Origin of the sequence: Mycobacteroides sp. H001 (genome assembly GCF_001440005.1) — a bacterium.
GTDB lineage: Bacteria > Actinomycetota > Actinomycetes > Mycobacteriales > Mycobacteriaceae > Mycobacterium > Mycobacterium gwanakae.
In genome coordinates, this window is the sequence record NZ_LJYH01000029.1 from 24022 (window position 1) to 45335 (window position 21314).

The window sequence follows — 21314 nt, forward strand, 5'->3', positions numbered from 1 at the left end:
ATGCGTTATCTCTTTACTCATCTCGGCGATGCCTGGCAGCTCTCGCTGATCCATATGCGGCTGTCGCTGGTGCCCATTCTCATCGGATTGGCCATCGCGATTCCGTGCGGCGCACTGATTCACCGGCACCGCACGGTACGGCGGGTTACCACGGTGATCGCCAGCATTGTGTTCACCATTCCCTCACTGGCGTTGTTCGTGGCGTTGCCGCTCATCATTCCCACCCGGATCCTCGACGAGGCCAACGTGATGGTGGCGCTGACGCTGTACACCACGGCGCTGCTCATTCGGGCCGTGCCCGAGGCGCTCGACGCCATCGCTCCCCAGGTGCTCGACGCGGCCACCGCAGTGGGATACCGCCCGCTGGCACGCCTCGTCCGCGTCGAACTCCCGCTATCCGTACCGGTGCTGGTGGCAGGCCTGAGAGTTGTTGCCGTCACGAATATCTCGATGGTCTCGGTGGGTTCGGTGATCGGCATCGGTGGCCTGGGCACCTGGTTCACCGAGGGTTACCAGGCCAACAAGAGCAGCCAGATCATCGCTGGAATCGTCGCGATCTTCCTGCTGGCCGTCGTCGTGGATTCACTCCTGGTTGTTCTCGGCCGCGCTGCCACGCCGTGGACCAGAGCGGCGAAAGTCGTGGGTGCACGATGAACTTTCTCTCCGATGCGCTCGGCTACATATTCACCGCATCCAATTGGACGGGCCACAGCGGGCTGGGTGTGCGGATCGGTGAGCACCTGCAGTACACCGCGATCGCGGTGCTGGCCGCGGTCATTATCGCGGTGCCGATTGGTCTGATCATCGGGCACACGGGCCGTGGCACCTTTCTGGTGGTCAGCGCGGTCAATGCGCTGCGCGCACTGCCGACACTGGGCGTGCTGCTGTTGGGTGTGCTGCTGTGGGGCCTGGGTTTGGTGCCGCCCACCGTCGCGCTACTCCTGCTCGGGGTGCCGCCGCTGCTGGCGGGAACCTATTCCGGCATCGCGAACGTGGACCGCACGGTGGTGCAGGCCGCGCGGGCCATGGGGATGACGGAACGTCAGGTGCTCTTCGGTGTCGAGTTACCCAACGCATTACCGCTGATTCTGTCGGGCTTGCGGACGGCGACCTTGCAGATCGTCGCGACGGCGACCGTAGCCGCCTATGCCAGCCTCGGCGGACTAGGCCGGTACCTCATCGACGGCATCAAGGTGCGGCAGTTCCACTTGGCATTGGTCGGCGCCCTTTTGGTGACCGCGCTGGCGCTGCTGCTGGATGCGTTCCTTGCCTTGGCGGTGTGGCTGTCAGCTCCGGGCACCGGGCGGCTGCGATGGGCTCCGCGTGATCTCGGCGGTGACTCAGGGGCGGGGGACAGCGGCATAGAGGGGCGGGTCGAACCACGTCGGCAGGCCGCGACACAACCGTGACGGCCCGCTGAAGGCCACCTCACCGGAGCGCAATACATCCGACCACGCGGAGTCGCCGCGCCACACTCGAGTCAGGCTGCGGAGCTGAGCCGTTACGCCGATGTTCGCGTCAAAGCCCGGGTCGGCATCGCAAAGGTCGGCGCCTTCGGGCGTGATGATGAGCCACCAGTGCCGCTTGTCGGCGGTGACGTCGCCGAAGCGGAAATGCAGCACGGTGCGGCCCTCGGGAACCGCGCTGCCGATGACGTGACGGCGCATATCCCAGAGCAGCAACTTGGGGTCTAGATCCTCGTCCCCGATCTCACCGATCCACCGGATCCCCCACTGGCTCAACATCTCGACGACGGGGCGCAGCTCACGGCCGGCATCCGTGGGTACGTAGCGGTTGTCGTGACGTTCGGCGATCCCGGCGCGCACCAGCCGGTCCAGCCTCTTGGACAGCAGGGTCGGGGACATGCGGGGCACTCCGCGCCGAATATCATTGAAATGCTCACTGCCGAGCAGTAATTCACGCACGATCAGCAGAGTCCAGCGCTCGTCGAGCAGCTCCATCGCCTTGGCGACGGGGCAGAATTGGTAATACGACGCACCCATGGATGAACGGTAGGCCGCCGGCGTCACGGTGACCAGCCCCAGTACAGATCTTGTACTAGCCCAGGTGCGGCGATCTGCCTAGCGTCTGTATGTATGAACACAGAAACAGCCCAAAGAGTTTCGCTGTGGGCCCTGGGCAACTACGCCGCGGTGGCTTCTGAGGTGATCGCACCGCTGGGGCCGGTCCTCGTTGAGGAGTCCGGCGTCGTCCCCGGCGCCCGAGTATTGGATGTTGCGGCCGGATCCGGGAATGCGGCGATCCCCGCCGCGGGTATCGGCGCGAAGGTGGTGGCCTCCGACCTGACTCCCGAGCTGCTGGAGGTGGGGCGTGCCGTGGCGGCGCGGTCCGGTGCAGAAATCGATTGGCGGGTCGCGGACGCTCAGGCGCTCCCGTTTGGTGACGACGAGTTCGATGTCGTGATGTCCTGCGTCGGGGTGATGTTCGCTCCGCGGCATCAGGACAGCGCCGATGAACTGATCCGCGTCTGCCGGCCGGGCGGAACCATCGGTCTGATCAACTGGACACCGCAGGGATTCATCGGCCAGATGTTCGCGACCATGAAGCCGTTCGCGGCTCCCGCGGCGCCCGGTGCACAACCTCCGCCCTTGTGGGGAGACCCGGCTCATGTGCGAGCACTGCTGGCGGACAGGGTCACCGAGGTCACGGTGGAGCCGCGGACGTTGGTGGTGGACCGATTCGCCACCGCCGAGGAGTTCCGCGACTTCTTCAAGGCTTGTTACGGGCCGACGATCGCCGTCTATGCCGGTATCGCCGGTGATGCGGACAAGACCGCCGAACTCGACGATGCGCTTGTCGAACTGGGGCGACGGCATGATCGCGGCGACGGGCGGCTGTCGATGGACTGGGAGTACCTGCTGTACGTCGCGCACACGAGGAAGTGATTCGGAGGCGCCAAGGGCTCACGAGGGATCAATTTGCGCGGTCGCCTACGGTAGACGGGTGAGTAATCCCAGCCCGATGGACCCGGCGACTGGGCCCGCCGTGCTGACCTGGCGTGCCCACGACGCGTCGCGCATGGAATCCACCCGCGTTCAACTATCGGGTCGACGCATCCGTGCACACGGCCGTTTTGTGGCCGGTGCATCCGAGGCGCACCCCGCGTTCAGTGCCTCGTACGACCTGGTGACCGACGAGACGGGATCCACCAATCGGTTGTCCCTGTCGACCACCGTGGCCGAACGGGAGCGGCAGCTGTCGATCGCCCGGGACGAAGAAGGCATGTGGACCGTGCAGAACCACGAGGGCGCGACACGCTCGGCCTTCGACGGCGCATTGGACGTCGACGTGGTGTTCAGCCCCTTCTTCAACGCGCTTCCGATCCGTCGCACCGGCCTCTATCAGCAAGAAGGCAGCACAGTGCTGCCGGTTGTGTACGTGACCCTGCCTGATCTGGTGGTCAGCCCCGCCACCATCAGCTACCGCAACGACGGTAAGGGCATCAAGGTGGTCTCGCCGGTCGCAGACACCACGGTCACCGTCGATGACGAGGGGTTCCTGCTGGAATACCCCGGGCTTGCCGTCCGGATTTAGGGGACGACCCGCAGCACGCCGCCCTGCCGTCCGGCTTCGGCGAGCCGCTCGCGCCAGTCTGCGTCGGTTCGGCTTACGCCGCTGATGTCGAACCGCGTGTGCGCCTCGTAGCGTTGCCGCGCGGCGTAGCCGGCCTCCACCAGCAGCTCGACCGAATTCTCCGCGTTCAGGGTGTTCCACGTTGCCGCCAGCAGCGCCATGGCCTCCTCCAGGGCCGGCAGCACGCCGTGTGGATTCGATTCGCACATGGCGCGCACCAGTGACGGATCGGTGGCAGCGACTCGCGTGCCGTCCCGGAAGGATCCGGCGGCCAGTGAGTAGGCCAGCGGCACTCCGTCGGCGGTGACGGCCAGGGCTTCGGCGAGCAGGTGCGGCAGGTGTGAGATGGCGGCGGCGGCGGCATCGTGCTCATCTGAGCGGGCCGGAACCACCACGGACCCGCAATCCAGGGCCAGCCGAGTCACCTGTGCGAACACCTGCGGATCGACGTCGTCGTCAACGCTGACGACCCATGTCGCGTCGCGGAAAAGCTTGGCGTCCCCGGCGACCCAGCCCGACTCTGTTGTGCCCGCCATGGGATGGCCACCGACGAATCGCTGTGCCAAACCATGCTCGGATACCTGTTGCAGTACAGCGGATTTCACGCTGGTGACATCAGTGAGTGGACATTCCGGGGCCAGTTCCGCGATGCGGGTCAGCAGCGCGGACAGGGCCGGGACCGGCACCGCGAGCACGATGAGTGCCTGGGCGTTGCGCGCGCGCCGCAGCGCCAGGTCCAGGTCGGTGGTGGCATCGAAACCGGCCGCCCGCGCGGCCTCGGTGCCCTCGGTGGAGCGGTTGTACCCCCAGACGTGGCGCCCTGCGGCGGTGGCCGCGCGGACCAGGGATCCGCCGATGAGTCCGAGGCCAAGTACGCAGATCGGGGGGCGTTGGTGGTCGTGTTCGGCGGCGTTCACCACACCAGGTTGGCATACGTGACCAAGTTGTTTGTGGTCACAACCCAGGTTGGGGCATTACCGTATTGCCCATGGACGCACAACGTGCCAAGGCCGCAGGGCCCAGCGCCGAAAGCCTGGAGGGTTTCGGCGTGGCCGTCGTTCGTGAAGAGGGCCGCTGGCGAGTGACATCGTTGAAGGCTGGGGCGCTTACCGATTTGGCGGCGGCGGAAACCGAGTTACGTGAATTGCGCAGCGCTGGTGCAGTGTTCGGCCTGCTTGATGTTGACGAGGAATTCTTCATCATCATCCGCCCGGCGCCTTCGGGAACGCACCTGCTGATTTCGGACGCCACGGCGGCGGTTGACTATGACATCGCCGTCGAGGTGCTCGACAGGCTGAATATTCCTGTCCCGGAGCTCGATTCCGATGAGCTGGACGAAGTCGATCCGTGGGAGGAAGGCGATTTGGGCCTGCTCTCCGATATCGGGCTGCCCGAGCCGGTGCTCAGTGTGATTCTCAGCGAGACCGATCTCTACCCCGATGAGCAGCTCGGCATGATCGCCGCGCGTATGGGCTTTGCCGATGAGTTCGGTGCGGTGCTCGACAAGCTGGATCGGTGACGTTTCCCGATGACGAGGCGCTGATTCGCGCCGCATTGGTAGCCGCCGCGCAAGCCGGTGCCGAGGATGTGCCGATCGGTGCGGTGATTTACGCCGCGGACGGTACCGAATTGGCGCGCGCCGCCAATGCTCGTGAACGCCTGGGCGATCCGACGGCACATGCGGAGGTTCTTGCCCTGCGTGAGGCCGCCGCGAAACATGGCGACGGGTGGCGGCTGGAGGGCGCGACGCTGGCGGTGACCGTTGAACCGTGCACCATGTGCGCGGGGGCGCTGGTGCTGGCGCGCGTCGGCCGGGTGGTGTTCGGGGCGTGGGAGCCCAAAACCGGGGCCGTGGGATCGCTGTGGGATGTGGTGCGTGACCGGCGCCAGGCCCATCGTCCCGAGGTGCGCGGCGGCGTGCTCGCCGAGGAATGCGCGGCCCTGCTCGAGAACTTCTTCGTGGCTAAAAGGTAAGTGGCCCGCCCGGCGCTGTGAGTGGTCGGGGTCGCGCGCCGGACGGGCCGATTCGGGAGGCTTACCGGTGCCAGTCGTTGCCGGGTCCGCGGTCAGGGCCGCGATCGGGTCCACGGTCAGGCCCGCGGTTGTCGCCCGGGCCGGGGCCGTTGTTGCGCCAGCGGCCGTCGTCACCGCGCCAGTCGCCGGGACGGTCGCGGTCCAGGATGCCGTCGGCGTGGCACTCGCCCCAGTTCATGTTGAAGCCCCAGATCGGGTTCCAGAACTCGCCGGGGCACCAGTGGTAGGTGGGCGCCGGAAGCTCTGGAACCGGAGCGGCATTGGCGGTGGCGGCGAGGCCGAGCCCGCCGGCGGCTATGGCAGCGGAAGCGGCGATTCCAACGAGAATTTTCATAAAGAAAGCAAAGCATGCAAGGCTGGCAATATCTGGCCACTATGCGTACAGTGCGCTGTAAAACTGCTGTCAATCAATATATTTGGTTGCCAGATAGTCGTTGTCATTCCTGGCTATGCCGTTACATGGCAAACAACCCCGACCATCGGAGTGAATCCGGCGGGCGGGGTTGTTTATCGGCGAAAAGGGGGTTACGGCCTCCAGTCGCGGTCGTGGCCACGTCCCCAGTCGCCGCGGTCGTGGTCATGCCAATCGCCACGGTCTCCGTGCCAATCACGGTCGTGCCAGTCGCCGTCGCGGTCGCGGTGCCAGTCGTCGTGGCATTCGCCGAATTCCCAGTTGAATCCCCAGATGGGATTCCAGAACTCGCCCGGGCACCAGTGGTAGTTGGGGGCGGGCAGTGCCGGTGCTGCATTGGCTGTCGCTGCCAACCCGAGCGCGCTCGCGGCGATGGCGGCGGATGCCGCGATTCCTACAAGAATCTTCATTGGTCAGGGCCTTCCACACTTGATGGTGTTGATCTCAGTTGTGCCGATCCCCGATCTGGTATCGACCGCCCGACGGCTTCCGCCCGCCCCGACGAGGCGGATGCCGTGAGATGCCGACGAGGAACCTGCACATGCTTGATGGAAAACCACTTTCCTTGGAGCCGCGCCGCCGAATTCGTACAGCACGCTGGGAGTTTCCTGCCAGCCATGCGACTTCACGCATATGGACGATGCGTTGCTAACGCTGTCGGGTGATGGCGCGATAAAGCACGCTCACCCGTGGCGACAGGCCTTCTGTCGTTGGTAGTCGAGTCAACCGATTGGGGGATCGGGCCCGGGGGCCTGTAGTCTCTTCGGCGGTGGCGTGTCCGAGCGGCCTAAGGAGCACGCCTCGAAAGCGTGTGACGGGTAACCCCCGTCCGAGGGTTCAAATCCCTCCGCCACCGCCATATTCTTCGCCGGGTACCCGGTAGCGATTCGCAAGCCACTCTTCGAGCAGGTGCGCGGATCGCGCCGTACTGTCGGTCACGATGCGCATCAGCACCTTCTCGGAGTGATCGTTGATATCGACCCCCTTGAGGTATGTCGTGAGGGTGGTCCCGTGCTCGGCGGCGGTGAGACGGTGACTGATGGTCCAGCGGGCCGGATCGCCCTCGCGCACCGTGCCGACGAAGTCCACCGACAGCAGTTCGCCGGGATCCGCGGCGACGACCGTGCAGTCCCCGGTGCCGAGCAGGCGGGTGCCCAGGATGGCCGGGTGGGTGATTCGATACCGGCAACCGACTTCGGGCCGGAACCCGGTGGTCTGGAGGGACCACAGATCGGGATCGACCATCACACTCCAGACCTGAAGCGGTGCGTAGGCGAAAGACCGCTCGAACAAGATCATTTCGGCGCCCTCACCCGCGCAGCTTAGACGGCGATTGCGGGCAACCGTGTTCAGTCGCGGCGCAACGTGAAGAAGTACGGCTGGTCCATGTCCCGTAGGTCCATGATGCCCAGCAGTGTGTCGTCATCCACCTTCCGGAAATGGTCGATGATCGCCTTGTGGTCGTAGACCATTGCCGCGCTGACGGCGCCACGGAACTCGATATTGCGCAGCCGGGCGCGGTGCTTGTTGGTCCGGATCAGCGGCTTGAGCGCCGACAATGCGGTCGGTGACGTCCGCTTCACCATGGGGGACTCGGTCAGCCCGCTGATCCGGCCCGCGAGCCCCATCGGCGCCAGCATCGGATCGACCGCGAAGATATCGCCGCCACCATCGCTGAACAGCAGCGGATGCACATGGTCCACATCGTCGAACTGCTTGCCGTACCACCCCGACACCGTCAGGATGCCGTCCATCGAATGCCCGGTGGGCACCTCGCCGCCGTGCCAGCGCTGGCCGACCAGCTCCTCTGATCGCACGGGCTCCAGGTTGTCGAAGAAGACCAGGGCTTCCTGGGTAGTGGTGCCCTGCTCCAGCGCGTGCAGATCCGACGTCGATGTCATGCCCCGAGCCTACGACTGCGATAGGCCGCGTGGGCGAAGAGCCGAAAGCCGGGAGGCCGACACGCCCAGGGCAAAATAGCCTCCGATGACTGACCAGTACTTCTCCATCGACGCCACCCTGCCGGGAACCGCAGGCCGGGCCGGGGTGATCCACACCCCGCACGGGGACATCCAAACTCCCGCCTTCATCGCCGTCGGAACCAAGGCCACCGTCAAGGCTGTCCTGCCCGAGACCATGGCCGCTCTCGGTGCTCAGGCCGTGCTCGCCAACGCCTACCACCTGTATCTACAGCCCGGCCCCGACATCGTGGACGAGGCCGGAGGGCTCGGTGCATTCATGAACTGGCCGGGCCCTACGTTCACCGACAGCGGCGGGTTTCAGGTGCTCTCCCTCGGCTCCGGGGCACGCAAGGTGATGGCGATGGAGGTCGACCGGGCCCGCGCCGACAATCACGTCGTTGCCGGTAAGGACAAGCTTGCCCACGTCGACGATGAGGGTGTCACCTTCACGTCACACCTGGACGGGTCGACGCACCGGTTCACTCCGGAGGTGTCCATGCGGATCCAGCATCAGCTGGGCGCCGACATCATGTTCGCCTTCGACGAGCTCACCACGTTGATCAACACCCGTGAGTATCAAGAGAATTCGGTACAGCGCACCCACGAGTGGGCGCAGCGGTGCCTCGACGAGCACGAGAAGCTGACGCGCGAGCGTGCCGACAAGCCCTATCAGGCGTTGTTCGGCGTGGTGCAGGGCGCACAGTACGAGGATTTGCGGCGTCAGGCCGCACGCGGATTGGAATCGCTTGTCAGCGAGGAAGGCCGGGGCTTCGACGGCTACGGGATCGGTGGCGCGCTGGAAAAACAGAACCTCGGCACCATCGTCGGATGGGTGACATCCGAACTGCCCGAACATAAACCGCGCCACCTCCTCGGGATCAGCGAGCCCGATGACCTGTTCGCGGCCGTGGCCGCCGGTGCGGACACCTTCGACTGTGTGTCCCCGTCCCGGGTCGCGCGCAATGCCGCCGTCTACACCCGCGACGGCCGGGTGAACATCACCGGATCCAAGTACCGCCGGGACTTCACCCCGATCGACGCCGAGTGCGACTGCTACACCTGCGCGCATTACACCCGGGCTTACATGCACCACCTGTTTAAGGCCAAGGAGATCCTGGCATCCACCTTGGCCACCATCCACAACGAACGATTCACCATCGGGCTGGTAGACCGCATTCGGGCCAGCATCGTGGACGGTCGCTTCGAGGAGCTGCGCGAAGAGACCCTGGGGCGCTACTACCGCTGAATCCCGACGGCCGGAGCGCCTGCGGTTCGGGCGCATCTCCAGATCCAGGCGCACACTGGACACATGCCTACTACGACTGACCCGGGCACCCTGCTACTTCAGGTGCTCGACCCGGCCAATCGTGCCAATCCATACCCGGTGTACCGCCAGCTGGTCGAGCAGACGCAGGCCGGCCCGGTGCACCCGCCGGGCATGGACGTGAGCGTGCTGGCGACCTTCGCCGACTGCAACGCTGTGCTGCGCCACCCGCAAGCGTCGTCGGATCGCCGTAAGTCGAAGATCGTCCAGCGACAGCTCGCACAGAATCCCAACCTGATCGCCAGGCCCTCGTTCTTGGGGCTGGACGCCCCCGATCACACCCGGCTGCGCAAGCTGGCTGCGAAGGCGTTCGCACCCAAGGTGATCAATGCGATGGCCGAAGACGTACAGGCCCTCGTCGATCAGCTTCTGGAAGACATCGCGCGGCGCGGCACCGTCAACCTGGTCACAGATTTCGCCTATCCGCTGCCCGTCGCGGTGATCTGCCGGATGCTGGGGGTACCGATCGAGGACGAGCCTGAATTCGGCAGGGCCTCAGCGCTGCTGGGTCAAGGGCTGGATCCGGTTTTCGCGTTGACCGGTCAGGCGCCCGCCAACATGAACGAACGATTCCAGGCGGCCCATTGGATGTGGGACTACTTTGCCAATCTCATAGCGGCCCGCCGTCGCAACCTCGGAGATGATCTGCTGTCGGCCCTGATCCAGGTCGAGGAGGCCGGTGACCAGCTCACCGAGGAAGAGATTATCTCCACCTGCACGCTGCTGCTCATCGCCGGGCACGAGACCACCGTCAACCTCATCGCCAACGCGTCGCTCGCTATGCTGCAGACTCCGCAGCAGTGGAAACTGTTGGGACAGAACGCTGATCGCGCGGCGGCGGTCATCGAGGAGATACTGCGCTATGACCCGCCCGTGCATATGGTGGCCCGGGTCGCCGACGGCGATATGACGGTTGGTGGCTTCACCTTCCCCAGCGGTGAGTGGGTGCTGTTGATGCTTGCTGCCGCGCAACGTGATCCGGAGATCGGCCCGGATCTGGACGTCTTCGATCCGGATCGCGCCGAGATCAAACACTTGGCCTTCGGGCACGGACCACATTTCTGCCTGGGCGCTCCGCTTGCGCGGTTGGAGGCCAAGCTGGCGTTGAGCTCGATCACCGCACGGTTCCCCGATGTGCGGTTGACCGGTGAGCCCAGCTACAAGCCGAACGTCACGCTGCGCGGACTGGCCGACCTTCCGGTACGCATCACCTAGTGGGCAACAGACCTGGCTAGACGTTCCTCGACGCGGTCCTGCACCACCGACATCGCCATGCAGACGATCCAGTAGTAAACGCCGGCGGTGACGTAGAGCGTGAAGAACTGGAAGGTGGGGGCCGCGGCAACCTGTGCCGTGCGCATCACGTCGGTCACCAGGATTGCCGATGCCAGCGAGGTGTCCTTCACCAGGGAGATCAGCGTGTTGGACAGTGGGGGCACCGCGACCCGACTGGCCTGCGGAATGACGATGCGCCACAACGTGGTGCGGTAACTCATGCCCAGACTTGAGGCGGCCTCCCATTGCCCGCGGGGGATGCTCAGGATGGACGACCGGATGATCTCGGCGGCGTAGCCGCCCACGTTGAGGCTGAAGGCGATGACCGCGGCGGGAAACGGACTGATCTTCACCCCGAATTCGGGCAGCGCGAAGAAGATCAGAAACAGCTGAAGCAGCAGCGGGGTACCCCGGATGATCGAGATGTAGATGCGGGCAAGACCGGAGAGCACCCGACGATCGGACATGCGGGCCAGCGCCACCCCGAGGGCGATGACCAGCCCGATCGTAAAGCTGATGACGGTCAGCGGCAGGGTAACCGTGAGCATGGCGCGAGCCATCGGCCACAGGTTGTCCAGCACCAGTTGAGTGTTTGATCTGCCCTGTGCAGCTTCGGTTTTGGTTGTCCCGCTGGCATCCGCCTTGAGGTACTTCTCGGAGATGCGGGTCAGTGTGCCGTCGGCCGACAACTGCTCCAGTGCCTTGTTCAACTCGGGTAGTAGACCGCTGTTCTTACGGGCGGCGAACCCCTGCTCGCTGCGTTCACCGGTGCTCCCGGCGATCTTCACCGCGGGGTCACCGGTGCTGGCCAGGTAGGCGTAGACCGCGATGCTGTCGTTGACCACGACATCGACCCGGCCCTGGCTCAACAGCGTGATGGATTGGGTGAAGCCCTCGACGGCTTCGACCCGGGCGCCGGCGTCGCGGGCGATCTGGGACCAGTTGCTCGTGGCATTCTCAGCCGCCACCTTGCCGCGGATATCGGCGAGGCTGTGAATGGTGTTGTCGTTGGCCCTGGTGACAATCACCCCCTCGCCGACCGCATACGGCGTGGACAGGTCGTACTTGGCCCGACGTTCCGGGGTGATGGTCACCTGGTTGGCCACCACGTCGAACCGCTCGGCGTCCAACCCGGCGAAGATCGCGTCCCACGGGATCTCGACGAACTCCACGGGTCGGCCAAGTTTCTCGCCGACGGCGCGGGCGACATCCACGTCGTATCCGGTCAGCTCCCCGGTGCGCTCATCGTGAAAACTGAATGGCGCGTAGACGCCCTCGGTGCCCACCCGCAGCGATTCTTGTGCTTGGCCCCCACACCCGGCTACTGCCAGCAGTGTTAGAAGTGCGAGCGCGAGGGCACGAAACACCGCGGGAGGCTAACACAGTTCCGGTGCAGACAGGCTGCTTCGGATCAGCCCGGGTATATCCACGGGTCGTGCGGGATGCACCGCACATCGAACTGTCCCAGCAGCTCCGCGGCATTGGCGGCCTCGTATCCGAGGGAGTCGCATATCAAATCGAAGGTCCGCCGCGCACCCAGATCGGCAACGGTCACCGCGCCATCGCGTTTGGCTAGCCGCGCGCCCGTGGTGTTCAGAACCAGCGGAACATGGGCGTACGTCGGCACCGGGTAGCCCAGCAGCGCACCAAGGTAGGCCTGGCGGGGCGCGGAGGCCAGCAGATCATCGCCGCGCACCACCTGGTCGATGCCCTGCGTGTGGTCGTCGATCACCACCGCGACGTTGTAGGCGACCACACCGTCGCCGCGGCGCACCACGAAATCGTCAACGAGGCCGGTGTATTCACCGTGTAGCGCATCCTGCACGGTGAAGGCAGAGTTCTCCGTGCGCAGCCGCAGGGCGGGCGGGCGTTCGGGGCGGGCGGCGCGGTGTTGTGCTCGCTGAGATTCCGACAGGTTTCGGCAGGTGCCCGGGTATGCGCCGGGTGGCGAATGCGGCGCCGTGGGCGCCTGGGCGATATCTTTTCTACTGCAATAACATTCGTACAACCGGTCGTGAGATCGCAGTGTCGCCAGCGCCTCGTCGTAGGCGGTGTTCCGATCCGACTGCCAGACCACGGGTTCATCCCACTCCAGACCGATCGCGGCGAGGTCGGCCAGCTGGCGCCGTGCCACGGTGGAGCTGGTGCGGGTGTCCAGGTCTTCCACCCGCATGAGGAACCTGCGGCCGGTCGAGCGTGCCAGCAGCCATGCCAACAACGCCGTGCGCAGGTTGCCTATGTGCAGGTCACCGGAAGGGCTCGGCGCGAATCGTCCGGCGCCTGTCACACTAGGCCCGGAACAATCTCGTTGAGACTGAACGCAACTGGCCGTTCGAGCTGTTCATAGGTGCAGGAATGTGGATCGCGATCCGGCCGCCAGCGGTTGAATTGCGCGGTGTGGCGAAACCGCACGCCCTCCATGTGGTCATAGCGGACCTCCACCACCCGTTCGGGGCGCAGCGCGACAAACGAGAGGTCCTTGCCGGCATTCCAGCGTGAGCCGGCGTTCTTCTGCGGAGTGCGTTCACCGGCCTGATGAGCCGCCCAGTTCCAAGGATGATCCTCCAGATCGGTGACGAGCGGTTGCAGCTCCTGGAAGAGCCGCTTGCGTTCGGCCATCGGAAACGCGCCGATCACGCCGACCGAGGCCAGCACACCGTCGTCCTGGTACAGGCCGAGCAGCAGCGATCCGATGGCGTCATCACCGGACTTGTGCACCCGATATCCGGCCACCACGCAATCGGCGGTGCGCTCGGGTTTGATCTTGAACATCACCCGTTTGTCGGGCTGGTACGCGAGGGCCAGTGGTTTCGCGATGAGGCCGTCGGTTCCGGCACCCTCGAACTCCTCGAACCAGCGCTGTGCCGTGACGTGATCGGTGGTGGCGGGGGTGAGATGAATCGAGGTGCCTGACCCGGACAGCGCATCCGTCAGGGCGGCGCGGCGCTCGCTAAACGGTCGTCCGGTGAAGTCCTCGTTACCCAGCGCGAGCAGGTCGAAAGCGATGAATGAGGCGGGCGTCTGCTCGGCCAGCAGCCGCACCCGGGAATCGGCCGGATGAATCCGCTGCTGCAGCGCCTCGAAGTCCAGCCCGGACTCGGTGGCGATCACGATCTCCCCGTCGACAACGCACCGCGGCGGTAGCTCGGCCAGCACGGCCGTCACCAGCTCCGGGAAGTACCGGGTCAGCGGTTTTTCGTTGCGACTGCCCAGCTCCACCTCGTTGCCGTCGCGAAAGACGATCGACCTGAACCCATCCCACTTGGGCTCGTACGACGCGTCGGCCGGGATTTTCGCGACAGGTTTCGCAAGCATTGGCGCGATAGGAGGCATGACGGGCAGGTCCATTCCCATATGATGACGGTAATGCCCACGCCCGCCGAGGAACTGGATGTCGACGGCATCGCCGTCCGGCTGAGCAACCCTGACAAGGTGTACTTCCCTCAGTTGGGGGCTGATGGCGGCACCAAGCGACATCTCGCCGAGTACTACCGCACCGTCGCGCTCGGCCCGATGATGAACGCGGTGCGGGAGCGTCCCACGCATCTGCAGCGCTTCCCCGACGGCATCGACGGCGAGGAGATCTACCAAAAGCGCTTGCCCAAGCACTATCCCGACTACCTGGACAGCTGCGAGGTGACGTTTCCGTCCGGCCGCACTGCCGAGGTCCTGCGGGTGACCACGCCCGCCGCGATCGTGTGGGCGGCGCAGATGGGCACGGTGACGTTGCATCCGTGGCAGGTGCGATATCCCGATCTGGACCACCCGGACGAGCTGCGTATCGATTTGGACCCGCAGCCGGGTACCGGATTCGACGAAGCCAAATCGGTGGCGCTCGATGTGCTGCGTCCACTACTGGATGAGCTGGGGTTTGTCGCCTATCCGAAAACTTCCGGCGGTCGCGGCATCCACATTTATCTGCGCATCGAGACCCGCTGGGATTTCATCGAGGTGCGCCGTGCCGGTATCGCGCTGGCTCGCGAGGTGGAACGGCGCGCACCCCGGCAGGTGACAACCTCGTGGTGGAAGGAAGAACGCGGCGAGCGCATCTTCATCGACTTCAATCAGAACGCGCGTGATCGCACGATGGCATCGGCCTACTCGGTGCGGCGCACGCCGATCGCCACCGTTTCCACGCCGTTGACGTGGGAAGAACTCGCCGATGCCGAGCCCGACGACTTCACCATCGCGACCGTGCCCGACCTGCTCCGGAAACGTCCGGACCCCATGGCCGATATGGATGATGCGCCGCAGTCGATCGAGCCGCTGCTTGAGATGGTAGAACGGGACGAGGCAAACGGACTGGGCGATATGCCCTACCCGCCGAACTACCCGAAGATGCCGGGAGAACCGAAACGCGTTCAGCCGTCCCGGGATACCGATAGGAAGCAGTAGTGACGGTCCGCAGGATGTCGTGGCGGGCGGCTGGCTTATGGCTGGCGGTCGGCGTTGTGGCGGTGCTGCTCCAGCATTGGCTCATACCGCTGAACGCCCCGAACAGCTTCGGACTGTTCAGCAATGGTGGCGATCTGATGACCTACCGGTTCGGGGGTCTGCGGGTTCTGCACGGTGAGCCGCTGTACGCCACAGAGATTCCGGATGCCGGATGGTTCACGTACACGCCGTTCGCAGGATTACTCTTCGCCCCTCTGGGTTTCGTGCCGTTGGGGACGGCGAAGGTTATCTGGTTCCTGGTGAATCTAGGGGCGCTGTTCGCCATCATCTGGCGGTGCTGGCGGGTTCTTGGATTCTCGGCCGATGGACCGTTGGCTGTCGCGTGTGTGGGAATGAACTTGGTGGCCTGGGATATTCAGCCAGTCCATGGAACCCTGTGGCAGGGGCAGGTCAATCTCGTGCTGGCCGCGCTCATCATCTGGGATCTCACGAGGCCAGCGGATGCGCGATGGCGCGGTTGGTCGGTGGGTGTGGCCTCGGGCGTCAAACTCACGGCCATCATTTTCGTTCCCTACCTGCTGATCTCCCGGCAGTGGAGGGCGGCGGTGACGGCCATGGTCACGGCCGTGAGCACGGTGGTACTGGGATGGATTGTGCTGCCTTCGGATTCGTCCGACTACTGGCTGGGTGCGGTGCGTACCACCGGCCACATCGGTTCCCTGGATCATCCTGCCAATGCATCGATAGGTGGTGCACTATCGAATATCTATGCACCGCAATCGATGCCGACGTGGTTGTGGGTGCTGCTCGCGGGCGGAGCCGCGCTGCTGGGAATGGCCGCCGCCCGCAGAGCGCACGGAGACGGGCGGGAGCTGCTGGCCGTCACGGTGGTCGGCATGGTCGGGTGCGTGGTCTCTCCATTGGCATGGGGTCATCACTGGGTGTGGACGGTGCCGTTGATGGTGTTGTTGGTCAACCAGATCCTGATCGCTCGTGGTGCCCAGCGGTGGCGGTGGACGGCGGTGACGGTTGTGATCGCGGCGATCGTGTCCATGTGGTGGTATCTGGTGCTGTACGTCCGCGCGATGCGGATAAACCCCGATTTCGAGTCGTATATCACCGCGTGGGACGCCGTGATCGCACAGATGTCGCGTGGTGAAAGAGTTTTCGACTCGGCCTTCTTTCCGTTGGTGTTCCTTGCGGTGGCCATTTGGATACTGGCAACGCGATCTCGTCCTGCCGGTACCGTGCAGTAATGAAACGTTGGGCGGTGGCCTGTGCCGTGGCGCTTTTCGCGGTGAGCGGCTGCTCGGCCTGGGATGAGCCCAAATCCACCCAAACCTCCTATACGCCGCAAAAGACCGGAGCGTCGCCGATCCGCTACGACTCCGAACCCTTGGAGCAGCGTTTTCCGAAATTGCCGCAGCCGGTGACCGGTGAGTGGGTCCAGGGCTTCTTCGGCGACGAGCCCCTGCCCGGTCCGAACACCACGTATTGGGTGGACGCCATCATCGAAATGCCACCTCAGCAGTTGGCCGCGTACGTGGCGCCCTTCCGCTCCAGCATGGTCCTGGCTACCAGGCCACGTCTGTGGAAGACACTCGATGCGGGTGTGCCGTCCTCCGCGCAGTTCGAACGCAGCGATGACCTTGATCGAATGTTGTCCACCAACACCGCGAAGGGCGGATGGGAGGTCAAAGCGTTCGCGCCTAAGGACGGTTCGGTGCTCGTCTTGTCCTCCCAGGGGAAGGACGCGATCTAGGACCTGCGGGTGCGACGGTTCCGTAGACCGCGTGCCGGTTCGAGCGCTTCCCCGTCCTCGATGCCCGGGGTGGCTTCGGTGTCCTCGGTGGTCTCGGTGTCTTGAGTGGCAGCCTCGACTGCCTCGTCAACCGCAGACTCCTCGGCAGGGGGTTCGTCGGCCTTCGCGGTCTCGTCCGTGTCCAGTGTGGGCTCGGTGACCTCGGTGGGCTTCTTCTTGGCCGGGCGGGGCTTGCGTTCCTTTTCCGGGCTTTCGGCCACGAATGCCAGGTGATAGGCGGCGAAGGCCAGGATTCCGATCGCCCCGGCCGCGCCGTACGCCCCGAACTCCCAGATGCCGAACCGATCTAGGCTCAACCAGATCTCGGCGGTCGCCGTGCCGATGATCAGCGCACCGGCCAGGAAATGGCCGATGAAGGCCGCCGCCCGCAGCGTGAGCGCGAGCTGCGGTGTCGCGAACTCAGGCCGGCGGGTCTGTCGCCACCGGATCAGGGCGGGGACACCGGCGGCCGCCAGCAGTACCCCGGAGACGATGCGCAGGCCGGTACCTAAGGCGTGGCTGGTGGTCCCGTTCAGTTCGGGCCAGCGGGGCAGCACGAAAAAGAAAAAAAGCAGTCCCGCGATCAAGGAGAGAGCGGCATGGCTGCTGGTCAGAACGATGGTCGCCGTCCGGCGTCCGGCAGCCATTGCCCTCCTTGATGCGGTCCTGCAGTGGCGGAGGATAGGGGATTTGAACCCCTGAGGGCTATTAACCCAACCCGCGTTCCAGGCGAGCGCCATAGGCCACTAGGCGAATCCTCCGTCGGTCATGGTAGCGGACTGCGCTGGGTGCCTATGTCCACCGTCGTCTTGACCGGCCCAGATGCATTCCGTCGTGAGCTCGCGACGAGCACTGCTCCGCCGATCAGCGCCGCCACCAGCACCCCGAGCAGGGGCCGGAATCCGAGGGCGTGGGCGAGGTAAGGCGCGGCGCTGGCGCCGAGAAAAACCGTGAAGCCGTACAGGGCGGTACCGGCACCGCGTCGGGGCGCCGCCCGATCGCCGAACATGGTGACCATCGCCGTCGATGCGATGGCAATACCGGCGACGAAGATATTGCTGCCCACGATGATGACCGGAACGGAGCCCGCGCCCAGGGCCTCCACCGCAAGCCCGACAGCGGCCAGCGAGTACCCGACCAACGCACCGGTTTCGGTACCGACCTTGCCCACCCAGGAGCCGACGAACGGGGCGACCAGCATCCCGGGAATGCCTGCCAGCCGAATGGTGGTGCCTATGGACTCGGGCAAGTGCAACGCATCCACCAACTGGGTCGCCAGGCTCGTGTACATCGCCACGAACGACAACATCAGCACGAACACCGCAGCCAGCGGAACCGCGATGTCTCGGCGGGTGAGTAGACGGGCTTGCGCGGCGAAACCGGACACCACCCGTGCCGAGGGATCGCCGCCGCGCTGCTCCCGCATGACGAATGCCAGCGGTAGGACATTCAGCGCGAGTCCGGCCGCACTGACCCAGAACACCCATTGCCAGCCCCTCGCGTGGGTGATGAGGGAGGCCATCACCTGCCCGAGCACGCCGGCCATCAGATACGCGGTGGATACCGCACCGATCGCGGTAGTCGCCGTCCGGCGGGGCAGCGCCTCTCCGAGATAGCTCAAGGCGGACGGAGAGAACGCACCACCGGCGAAACCCTGCAGCACACGGATCAATCCGAGCAACGCCGGTGTGGGAGCCCACGGCACCAGAAGGGTAAGCAAGGCCATCACCGACACCCCGGCGATCAGCACACGCCGGCGTCCGAATCGATCGGTGACGGGACCGAACAGCAAGAATCCGGCCGCGTATCCGAAGAGTGCAGAGGAGAGGGCGGGCGTCATGTTATGTCCGCCGTAGGACTCCGATACGGCATCGTGGATCGGAATCCACACGTAGAGCTGCATGGTGACCTGTAGCGCGCACAGCACGATCAGGACAACCCGCGTCATTTCTGCACTATTTGTCGGGCGGGGGTTCACCGGCAACCACCATGGGCATTGTCCGTCACCTCCAAGATTCGGCGATTCCCAGCAATTCTCCAGAATGCGCGGAATCTTCTTACAGGAAGGGCACCGACAATCATGGCGTGCCGCCGTCGGGGACATGGGTACTGGCCGCGTTGCCTGATTACGCGCGCAACAATCCGCTGTACGCGGGCCCCTCCCTGATCCATGGCTGGCTCCCGGTGGCGATTCAGGTCGTGGCGGCGCTGGCCCTGGTGGTTGGGCTCTATCGCCGACCGCGCAGCTGGCTGCGGGTGTGGGGGCCGGGCGCCGCGGTATGTGGTGCGGGCGCAGGCGCACTGGCGTATTGGTACATCACCTCTCAGGGGATGGCGGACAACCCGCCGCCGCTCATGTTGTGGATCTGGATCGGTTTTGCCGCAGTGGCTTTGGTTATCGCGATCGTCGGCTGGGTGGGCACGCGGTGGCTGCGCCGAGGCGTGATGGTGCTGGCCGCCCCACTGTGCCTGCTGGCCGCGTTGACCGTGCTGAATCAGTGGATCGACTACTACGACACGCTGCGTCTGGCGTGGGCCGCGGTGACCGCAGGTCCGCTGCCCGGTGAGACCGATATGGCTGCGGTGCAGGATCTGAAAGGCAAGGGGCCCACGGCAACCGGGCATGTGGTTCCGGTCGACATCCCGGCGGATGTTGCGGGCTTCCAACACCGAACCGAGTACGTCTATCTGCCGCCCGCCTGGTTCGCGAGTCCCGCGCCGCCGAAGCTTCCCGCGGTGGTCATGATTTCCGGAGCGTGGTCGACACCGGCCGACTGGGTCCGTCAGGGAAACGCCGCAGGAGCCATGGACCGTTTCGCGCAGTCTCATGACGGAGTCAGCCCGGTACTGGTCTTCGTCGATACCGGTGGAACCTTCAACAACGACACCGAATGCGTGGACGGTCCTCGTGGAAACGTGGCCGCTCACGTCACCAAAGAAGTTATCCCATATGTGAATTCCGAATTCGAGACGAGTCCAAATCCCGAGAACTGGGGCGTCGCCGGGTGGTCGATGGGCGGCACGTGCGCGGCCGATCTGGTCATCACCCACCCGGAGTTGTTTCACTCCTTCATCGATATGGCCGGTGACCTCACTCCGAATGCGGGGACCAAGGAGCAGACCGTGGAGCGGCTCTACGGCGGCGACGAAAGGCAATGGGCACTGTTCGACACGCTCACGGCCCTACACAGTCACCGTCGATACCAGGACGTGGCGGGGTGGCTGGACGTCTCGACAACCGCGAAGATCAGGGCGGGGCAGGAGCAGCTCACCGGCCCGATCGCGGCTGCCCGGCTGTGCGACGCGGCGGTGCCCGTGGGGATCGACTGCGCGGTGGTGAGGCGCACCGGCAACCACGATTGGGCATATGCGCAGGACGCATTTGCCCAGGCGTTTCCATGGATCGCCGGTAGGCTAGGAACTCCCGGGGTACCACGTGCCCCGTTGCCCGTGCCCAATGCGTGAATGGCAAGCATTGGCAACGTAATCCGTCACATTGTGGGTGCGCCAGACATACCGCAAGATGTGTGCATGCGCGCCGCCTACATCGAGCAGCGGGGACCCGCCGAGAACATCCGGTACGGCACGCTTCCCGAACCCGACATCTCGCCCGATGAAGTGCTCGTCAAGGTCGACGCGGTGGCGGTCAACCCGGTAGATACCTTTGTGCGTTCAGGCTCGTACCCCACCGCGATTCCACTGCCGTTTGTGGTGGGACGCGACCTGGTGGGCACGGTCGCGCAGCCGTCTGGGGGCTTTCGGGCCGGCGATCGGGTGTGGTGCACAAGTCTCGGGTATGACGGACGGCAAGGGGCCACAGCGGAGTTCGCCGCAGTCCCGGTGGGCAGGTTGTACGAGTTGCCCGCCGATGTAGATCCGGTGACGGCCGTCGCGGTGGCACACCCTGCCTCTACCGCCTACCTGGCGACCGTCGAGTACGGCGAGATCAAGGCAGGGGAGACGGTGCTGATCGTCGGCGCCGGCGGGAACGTGGGGTCGGCTGCCGTTGCCCTAGCGGCGCGATCCGGCGCGACGGTGATCGCGGTGGCATCGGCGCGGAGCCGGGACAGATGTCTGCAACTCGGCGCTCACGAGGTGTACGACTACGCCGCCGATTGGGTACCGCTGGTCAGCAAGACACATCATGGTGCCATCGACATCTACCTCGACACCTCGGGTGTCAACGACGTCGTCGCGGCGGTGGATCTGCTTGCACCGCACGGCCGAATCGTCCTGATATCGGGTGACGGAACTCCGGAGACACAGCGGCCTGTCCCACTTGGGCCGCTGTACCGCAAGAGCGGGTCCATTCGCGGGTTTGTCATGTCCAGGGCCTCGACCCGCCAACTCGCCGCCGCGGCCCAGCGCATGGCGGTCCTGCTCGCCGAAGGCGAGCTTGTTCCGAATGTCATTGATTTGATGCAGTTTTCGGAAGCCGCGAGGGCCCATCGACGTATCGAGACCGAAGTCATGGGCGGCACCCGTCTCGTTCTGCTTCCCGCCTGATTCCCGGCCACG

24 protein-coding genes and 2 tRNA genes are annotated in these 21314 nt (G+C 65.1%); 14 read left to right on the forward strand and 12 right to left on the reverse strand.

Features of this window, described 5'->3' with window-relative positions:
• Together AOT83_RS12305 and AOT83_RS12310 are read left to right on the forward strand one after the other, a co-directional pair.
• Positions 1–654: an ABC transporter permease gene (locus AOT83_RS12305; protein WP_057963577.1), complete on the forward strand. Its 654-nt coding sequence runs from the start codon at positions 1–3 to the stop codon at positions 652–654.
• Complete coding sequence (locus AOT83_RS12310; RefSeq protein ID WP_057963518.1) at positions 651–1409, forward strand: ABC transporter permease subunit; 759 nt, start codon at positions 651–653, stop codon at positions 1407–1409. Before AOT83_RS12305 ends, AOT83_RS12310 begins: the two co-directional genes overlap by 4 nt.
• On the opposite strand, the gene AOT83_RS12315 is transcribed toward AOT83_RS12310, so the two are convergent.
• Positions 1341–2003, reverse strand: coding sequence for a helix-turn-helix domain-containing protein (locus AOT83_RS12315; protein WP_057963519.1), 663 nt, complete (start codon positions 2001–2003; stop codon positions 1341–1343). The genes AOT83_RS12310 and AOT83_RS12315 overlap by 69 nt on opposite strands.
• Positions 2004–2096: 93 nt before the next feature.
• Between AOT83_RS12315 and AOT83_RS12320 the strand changes: the two genes are divergently transcribed.
• Positions 2097–2906, forward strand: a complete 810-nt coding sequence (locus AOT83_RS12320; RefSeq protein WP_057963520.1) for a class I SAM-dependent methyltransferase — start codon at positions 2097–2099, stop codon at positions 2904–2906.
• A gap of 100 nt (positions 2907–3006) precedes the next feature.
• Positions 3007–3555 carry a putative glycolipid-binding domain-containing protein gene (locus AOT83_RS12325; protein ID WP_030096051.1) on the forward strand — a complete coding sequence of 183 codons (549 nt, stop codon included), beginning with the start codon at positions 3007–3009 and terminating at the stop codon, positions 3553–3555.
• On the opposite strand, the gene AOT83_RS12330 is transcribed toward AOT83_RS12325, so the two are convergent.
• Positions 3552–4511, reverse strand: a complete 960-nt coding sequence (locus AOT83_RS12330; RefSeq protein WP_057963578.1) for a prephenate dehydrogenase — start codon at positions 4509–4511, stop codon at positions 3552–3554. The two genes, AOT83_RS12325 and AOT83_RS12330, sit on opposite strands and share 4 nt — an antisense overlap.
• Positions 4512–4582: 71 nt before the next feature.
• Here AOT83_RS12330 and AOT83_RS12335 point away from each other — a divergent pair, with 71 nt between their 5' ends.
• The gene (locus AOT83_RS12335; RefSeq protein WP_046252206.1) at positions 4583–5113 is read left to right on the forward strand and encodes a tRNA adenosine deaminase-associated protein; all 531 of its coding nucleotides are present in this window, start codon (positions 4583–4585) and stop codon (positions 5111–5113) included.
• Positions 5110–5568: a nucleoside deaminase gene (locus AOT83_RS12340; protein ID WP_057963521.1), complete on the forward strand. Its 459-nt coding sequence runs from the start codon at positions 5110–5112 to the stop codon at positions 5566–5568. The genes AOT83_RS12335 and AOT83_RS12340 overlap by 4 nt, the downstream gene beginning before the upstream one ends.
• 61 nt (positions 5569–5629) lie before the next feature.
• Here AOT83_RS12340 and AOT83_RS12345 read toward each other — a convergent pair whose 3' ends face one another.
• Together AOT83_RS12345 and AOT83_RS12350 are read right to left on the reverse strand one after the other, a co-directional pair.
• Complete coding sequence (locus tag AOT83_RS12345; RefSeq protein ID WP_057963522.1) at positions 5630–5962, reverse strand: hypothetical protein; 333 nt, start codon at positions 5960–5962, stop codon at positions 5630–5632.
• Between the two features lie 191 nt (positions 5963–6153).
• Positions 6154–6450: a hypothetical protein gene (locus AOT83_RS12350; RefSeq protein WP_030096046.1), complete on the reverse strand. Its 297-nt coding sequence runs from the start codon at positions 6448–6450 to the stop codon at positions 6154–6156.
• 358 nt (positions 6451–6808) lie between these two features.
• Here AOT83_RS12350 and AOT83_RS12355 point away from each other — a divergent pair.
• Positions 6809–6899 (forward strand) — tRNA-Ser (locus tag AOT83_RS12355).
• Here AOT83_RS12355 and AOT83_RS28175 read toward each other — a convergent pair.
• Both AOT83_RS28175 and AOT83_RS12365 read right to left on the reverse strand, forming a co-directional pair.
• The gene (locus AOT83_RS28175; RefSeq protein WP_232784682.1) at positions 6878–7339 is read right to left on the reverse strand and encodes a hypothetical protein; all 462 of its coding nucleotides are present in this window, start codon (positions 7337–7339) and stop codon (positions 6878–6880) included. The genes AOT83_RS12355 and AOT83_RS28175 overlap by 22 nt on opposite strands.
• A 50-nt stretch (positions 7340–7389) precedes the next feature.
• Positions 7390–7941: a DUF4334 domain-containing protein gene (locus AOT83_RS12365; RefSeq protein ID WP_030096045.1), complete on the reverse strand. Its 552-nt coding sequence runs from the start codon at positions 7939–7941 to the stop codon at positions 7390–7392.
• 85 nt (positions 7942–8026) lie between these two features.
• Here AOT83_RS12365 and tgt point away from each other — a divergent pair, with 85 nt between their 5' ends.
• Together tgt and AOT83_RS12375 are read left to right on the forward strand one after the other, a co-directional pair.
• The gene (tgt, locus tag AOT83_RS12370; RefSeq protein ID WP_057963523.1) at positions 8027–9247 is read left to right on the forward strand and encodes a tRNA guanosine(34) transglycosylase Tgt; all 1221 of its coding nucleotides are present in this window, start codon (positions 8027–8029) and stop codon (positions 9245–9247) included.
• A 63-nt stretch (positions 9248–9310) separates the two neighbouring features.
• Positions 9311–10540 carry a cytochrome P450 gene (locus tag AOT83_RS12375; RefSeq protein WP_057963524.1) on the forward strand — a complete coding sequence of 410 codons (1230 nt, stop codon included), beginning with the start codon at positions 9311–9313 and terminating at the stop codon, positions 10538–10540.
• Here the strand turns inward: AOT83_RS12375 and AOT83_RS26840 are convergent.
• Genes AOT83_RS26840 through AOT83_RS12395 form a run of 3 tightly spaced genes read right to left on the reverse strand, consistent with a single transcriptional unit; the run spans position 10537 to position 13948 of the window.
• Positions 10537–11967 carry an ABC transporter permease subunit gene (locus AOT83_RS26840; protein ID WP_075908854.1) on the reverse strand — a complete coding sequence of 477 codons (1431 nt, stop codon included), beginning with the start codon at positions 11965–11967 and terminating at the stop codon, positions 10537–10539. The two genes, AOT83_RS12375 and AOT83_RS26840, sit on opposite strands and share 4 nt — an antisense overlap.
• A gap of 44 nt (positions 11968–12011) precedes the next feature.
• Positions 12012–12887, reverse strand: a complete 876-nt coding sequence (gene gluQRS, locus AOT83_RS12390) for a tRNA glutamyl-Q(34) synthetase GluQRS (protein ID WP_057963525.1) — start codon at positions 12885–12887, stop codon at positions 12012–12014.
• Positions 12884–13948: an ATP-dependent DNA ligase gene (locus tag AOT83_RS12395; RefSeq protein WP_057963580.1), complete on the reverse strand. Its 1065-nt coding sequence runs from the start codon at positions 13946–13948 to the stop codon at positions 12884–12886. Before AOT83_RS12395 ends, gluQRS begins: the two co-directional genes overlap by 4 nt.
• A gap of 18 nt (positions 13949–13966) precedes the next feature.
• On the opposite strand from AOT83_RS12395, the gene ligD reads away from it, so the two are divergent.
• The 3 genes from ligD to AOT83_RS12410 are packed head-to-tail and all read left to right on the forward strand — an operon-like array spanning position 13967 to position 16757.
• A complete protein-coding gene (ligD, locus tag AOT83_RS12400) occupies positions 13967–14995 on the forward strand; it encodes a non-homologous end-joining DNA ligase (RefSeq protein ID WP_030096040.1) in 1029 nt (342 codons plus the stop codon).
• The gene (locus AOT83_RS12405; protein WP_057963526.1) at positions 14995–16251 is read left to right on the forward strand and encodes a glycosyltransferase 87 family protein; all 1257 of its coding nucleotides are present in this window, start codon (positions 14995–14997) and stop codon (positions 16249–16251) included. The genes ligD and AOT83_RS12405 overlap by 1 nt, the downstream gene beginning before the upstream one ends.
• Complete coding sequence (locus tag AOT83_RS12410) at positions 16251–16757, forward strand: hypothetical protein (protein ID WP_057963527.1); 507 nt, start codon at positions 16251–16253, stop codon at positions 16755–16757. The genes AOT83_RS12405 and AOT83_RS12410 overlap by 1 nt, the downstream gene beginning before the upstream one ends.
• Here AOT83_RS12410 and AOT83_RS12415 read toward each other — a convergent pair.
• The 3 genes from AOT83_RS12415 to AOT83_RS12425 all read right to left on the reverse strand — a co-directional run bounded on the left by AOT83_RS12415 (position 16754) and on the right by AOT83_RS12425 (position 18744).
• The gene (locus AOT83_RS12415; RefSeq protein WP_057963528.1) at positions 16754–17443 is read right to left on the reverse strand and encodes a hypothetical protein; all 690 of its coding nucleotides are present in this window, start codon (positions 17441–17443) and stop codon (positions 16754–16756) included. The two genes, AOT83_RS12410 and AOT83_RS12415, sit on opposite strands and share 4 nt — an antisense overlap.
• A 25-nt stretch (positions 17444–17468) precedes the next feature.
• Positions 17469–17557, reverse strand: a tRNA-Ser gene (locus AOT83_RS12420).
• 5 nt (positions 17558–17562) lie between these two features.
• Positions 17563–18744: an MFS transporter gene (locus AOT83_RS12425; RefSeq protein ID WP_057963529.1), complete on the reverse strand. Its 1182-nt coding sequence runs from the start codon at positions 18742–18744 to the stop codon at positions 17563–17565.
• Positions 18745–18881: 137 nt separating this feature from the next.
• Here AOT83_RS12425 and AOT83_RS12430 point away from each other — a divergent pair, with 137 nt between their 5' ends.
• Together AOT83_RS12430 and AOT83_RS12435 are read left to right on the forward strand one after the other, a co-directional pair.
• Entirely contained in the window at positions 18882–20261 is a 1380-nt protein-coding gene (locus AOT83_RS12430) for an alpha/beta hydrolase-fold protein (RefSeq protein ID WP_232784681.1), read from the forward strand.
• Between the two features lie 66 nt (positions 20262–20327).
• Entirely contained in the window at positions 20328–21302 is a 975-nt protein-coding gene (locus tag AOT83_RS12435) for an NADPH:quinone reductase (protein ID WP_057963530.1), read from the forward strand.
• The last annotated feature ends 12 nt before the right edge of the window (positions 21303–21314 follow it).

Coding starts and splice junctions, on each gene's coding strand:
- AOT83_RS12305 (WP_057963577.1), top strand. CDS start 1: ATGCGTTATCTCTTTACTCATCTCGGCGATGCCTGGCAGCTCTCGCTG.
- AOT83_RS12310 (WP_057963518.1), top strand. CDS start 651: ATGAACTTTCTCTCCGATGCGCTCGGCTACATATTCACCGCATCCAAT.
- AOT83_RS12315 (WP_057963519.1), bottom strand. CDS start 2,003: ATGGGTGCGTCGTATTACCAATTCTGCCCCGTCGCCAAGGCGATGGAG.
- AOT83_RS12320 (WP_057963520.1), top strand. CDS start 2,097: ATGAACACAGAAACAGCCCAAAGAGTTTCGCTGTGGGCCCTGGGCAAC.
- AOT83_RS12335 (WP_046252206.1), top strand. CDS start 4,583: ATGGACGCACAACGTGCCAAGGCCGCAGGGCCCAGCGCCGAAAGCCTG.
- AOT83_RS12345 (WP_057963522.1), bottom strand. CDS start 5,962: ATGAAAATTCTCGTTGGAATCGCCGCTTCCGCTGCCATAGCCGCCGGC.
- AOT83_RS12350 (WP_030096046.1), bottom strand. CDS start 6,450: ATGAAGATTCTTGTAGGAATCGCGGCATCCGCCGCCATCGCCGCGAGC.
- AOT83_RS28175 (WP_232784682.1), bottom strand. CDS start 7,339: ATGATCTTGTTCGAGCGGTCTTTCGCCTACGCACCGCTTCAGGTCTGG.
- AOT83_RS12365 (WP_030096045.1), bottom strand. CDS start 7,941: ATGACATCGACGTCGGATCTGCACGCGCTGGAGCAGGGCACCACTACC.
- tgt (WP_057963523.1), top strand. CDS start 8,027: ATGACTGACCAGTACTTCTCCATCGACGCCACCCTGCCGGGAACCGCA.
- AOT83_RS12375 (WP_057963524.1), top strand. CDS start 9,311: ATGCCTACTACGACTGACCCGGGCACCCTGCTACTTCAGGTGCTCGAC.
- AOT83_RS12395 (WP_057963580.1), bottom strand. CDS start 13,948: ATGGACCTGCCCGTCATGCCTCCTATCGCGCCAATGCTTGCGAAACCT.
- ligD (WP_030096040.1), top strand. CDS start 13,967: ATGCCCACGCCCGCCGAGGAACTGGATGTCGACGGCATCGCCGTCCGG.
- AOT83_RS12410 (WP_057963527.1), top strand. CDS start 16,251: ATGAAACGTTGGGCGGTGGCCTGTGCCGTGGCGCTTTTCGCGGTGAGC.
- AOT83_RS12415 (WP_057963528.1), bottom strand. CDS start 17,443: ATGGCTGCCGGACGCCGGACGGCGACCATCGTTCTGACCAGCAGCCAT.
- AOT83_RS12425 (WP_057963529.1), bottom strand. CDS start 18,744: ATGACGCGGGTTGTCCTGATCGTGCTGTGCGCGCTACAGGTCACCATG.
- AOT83_RS12435 (WP_057963530.1), top strand. CDS start 20,328: ATGCGCGCCGCCTACATCGAGCAGCGGGGACCCGCCGAGAACATCCGG.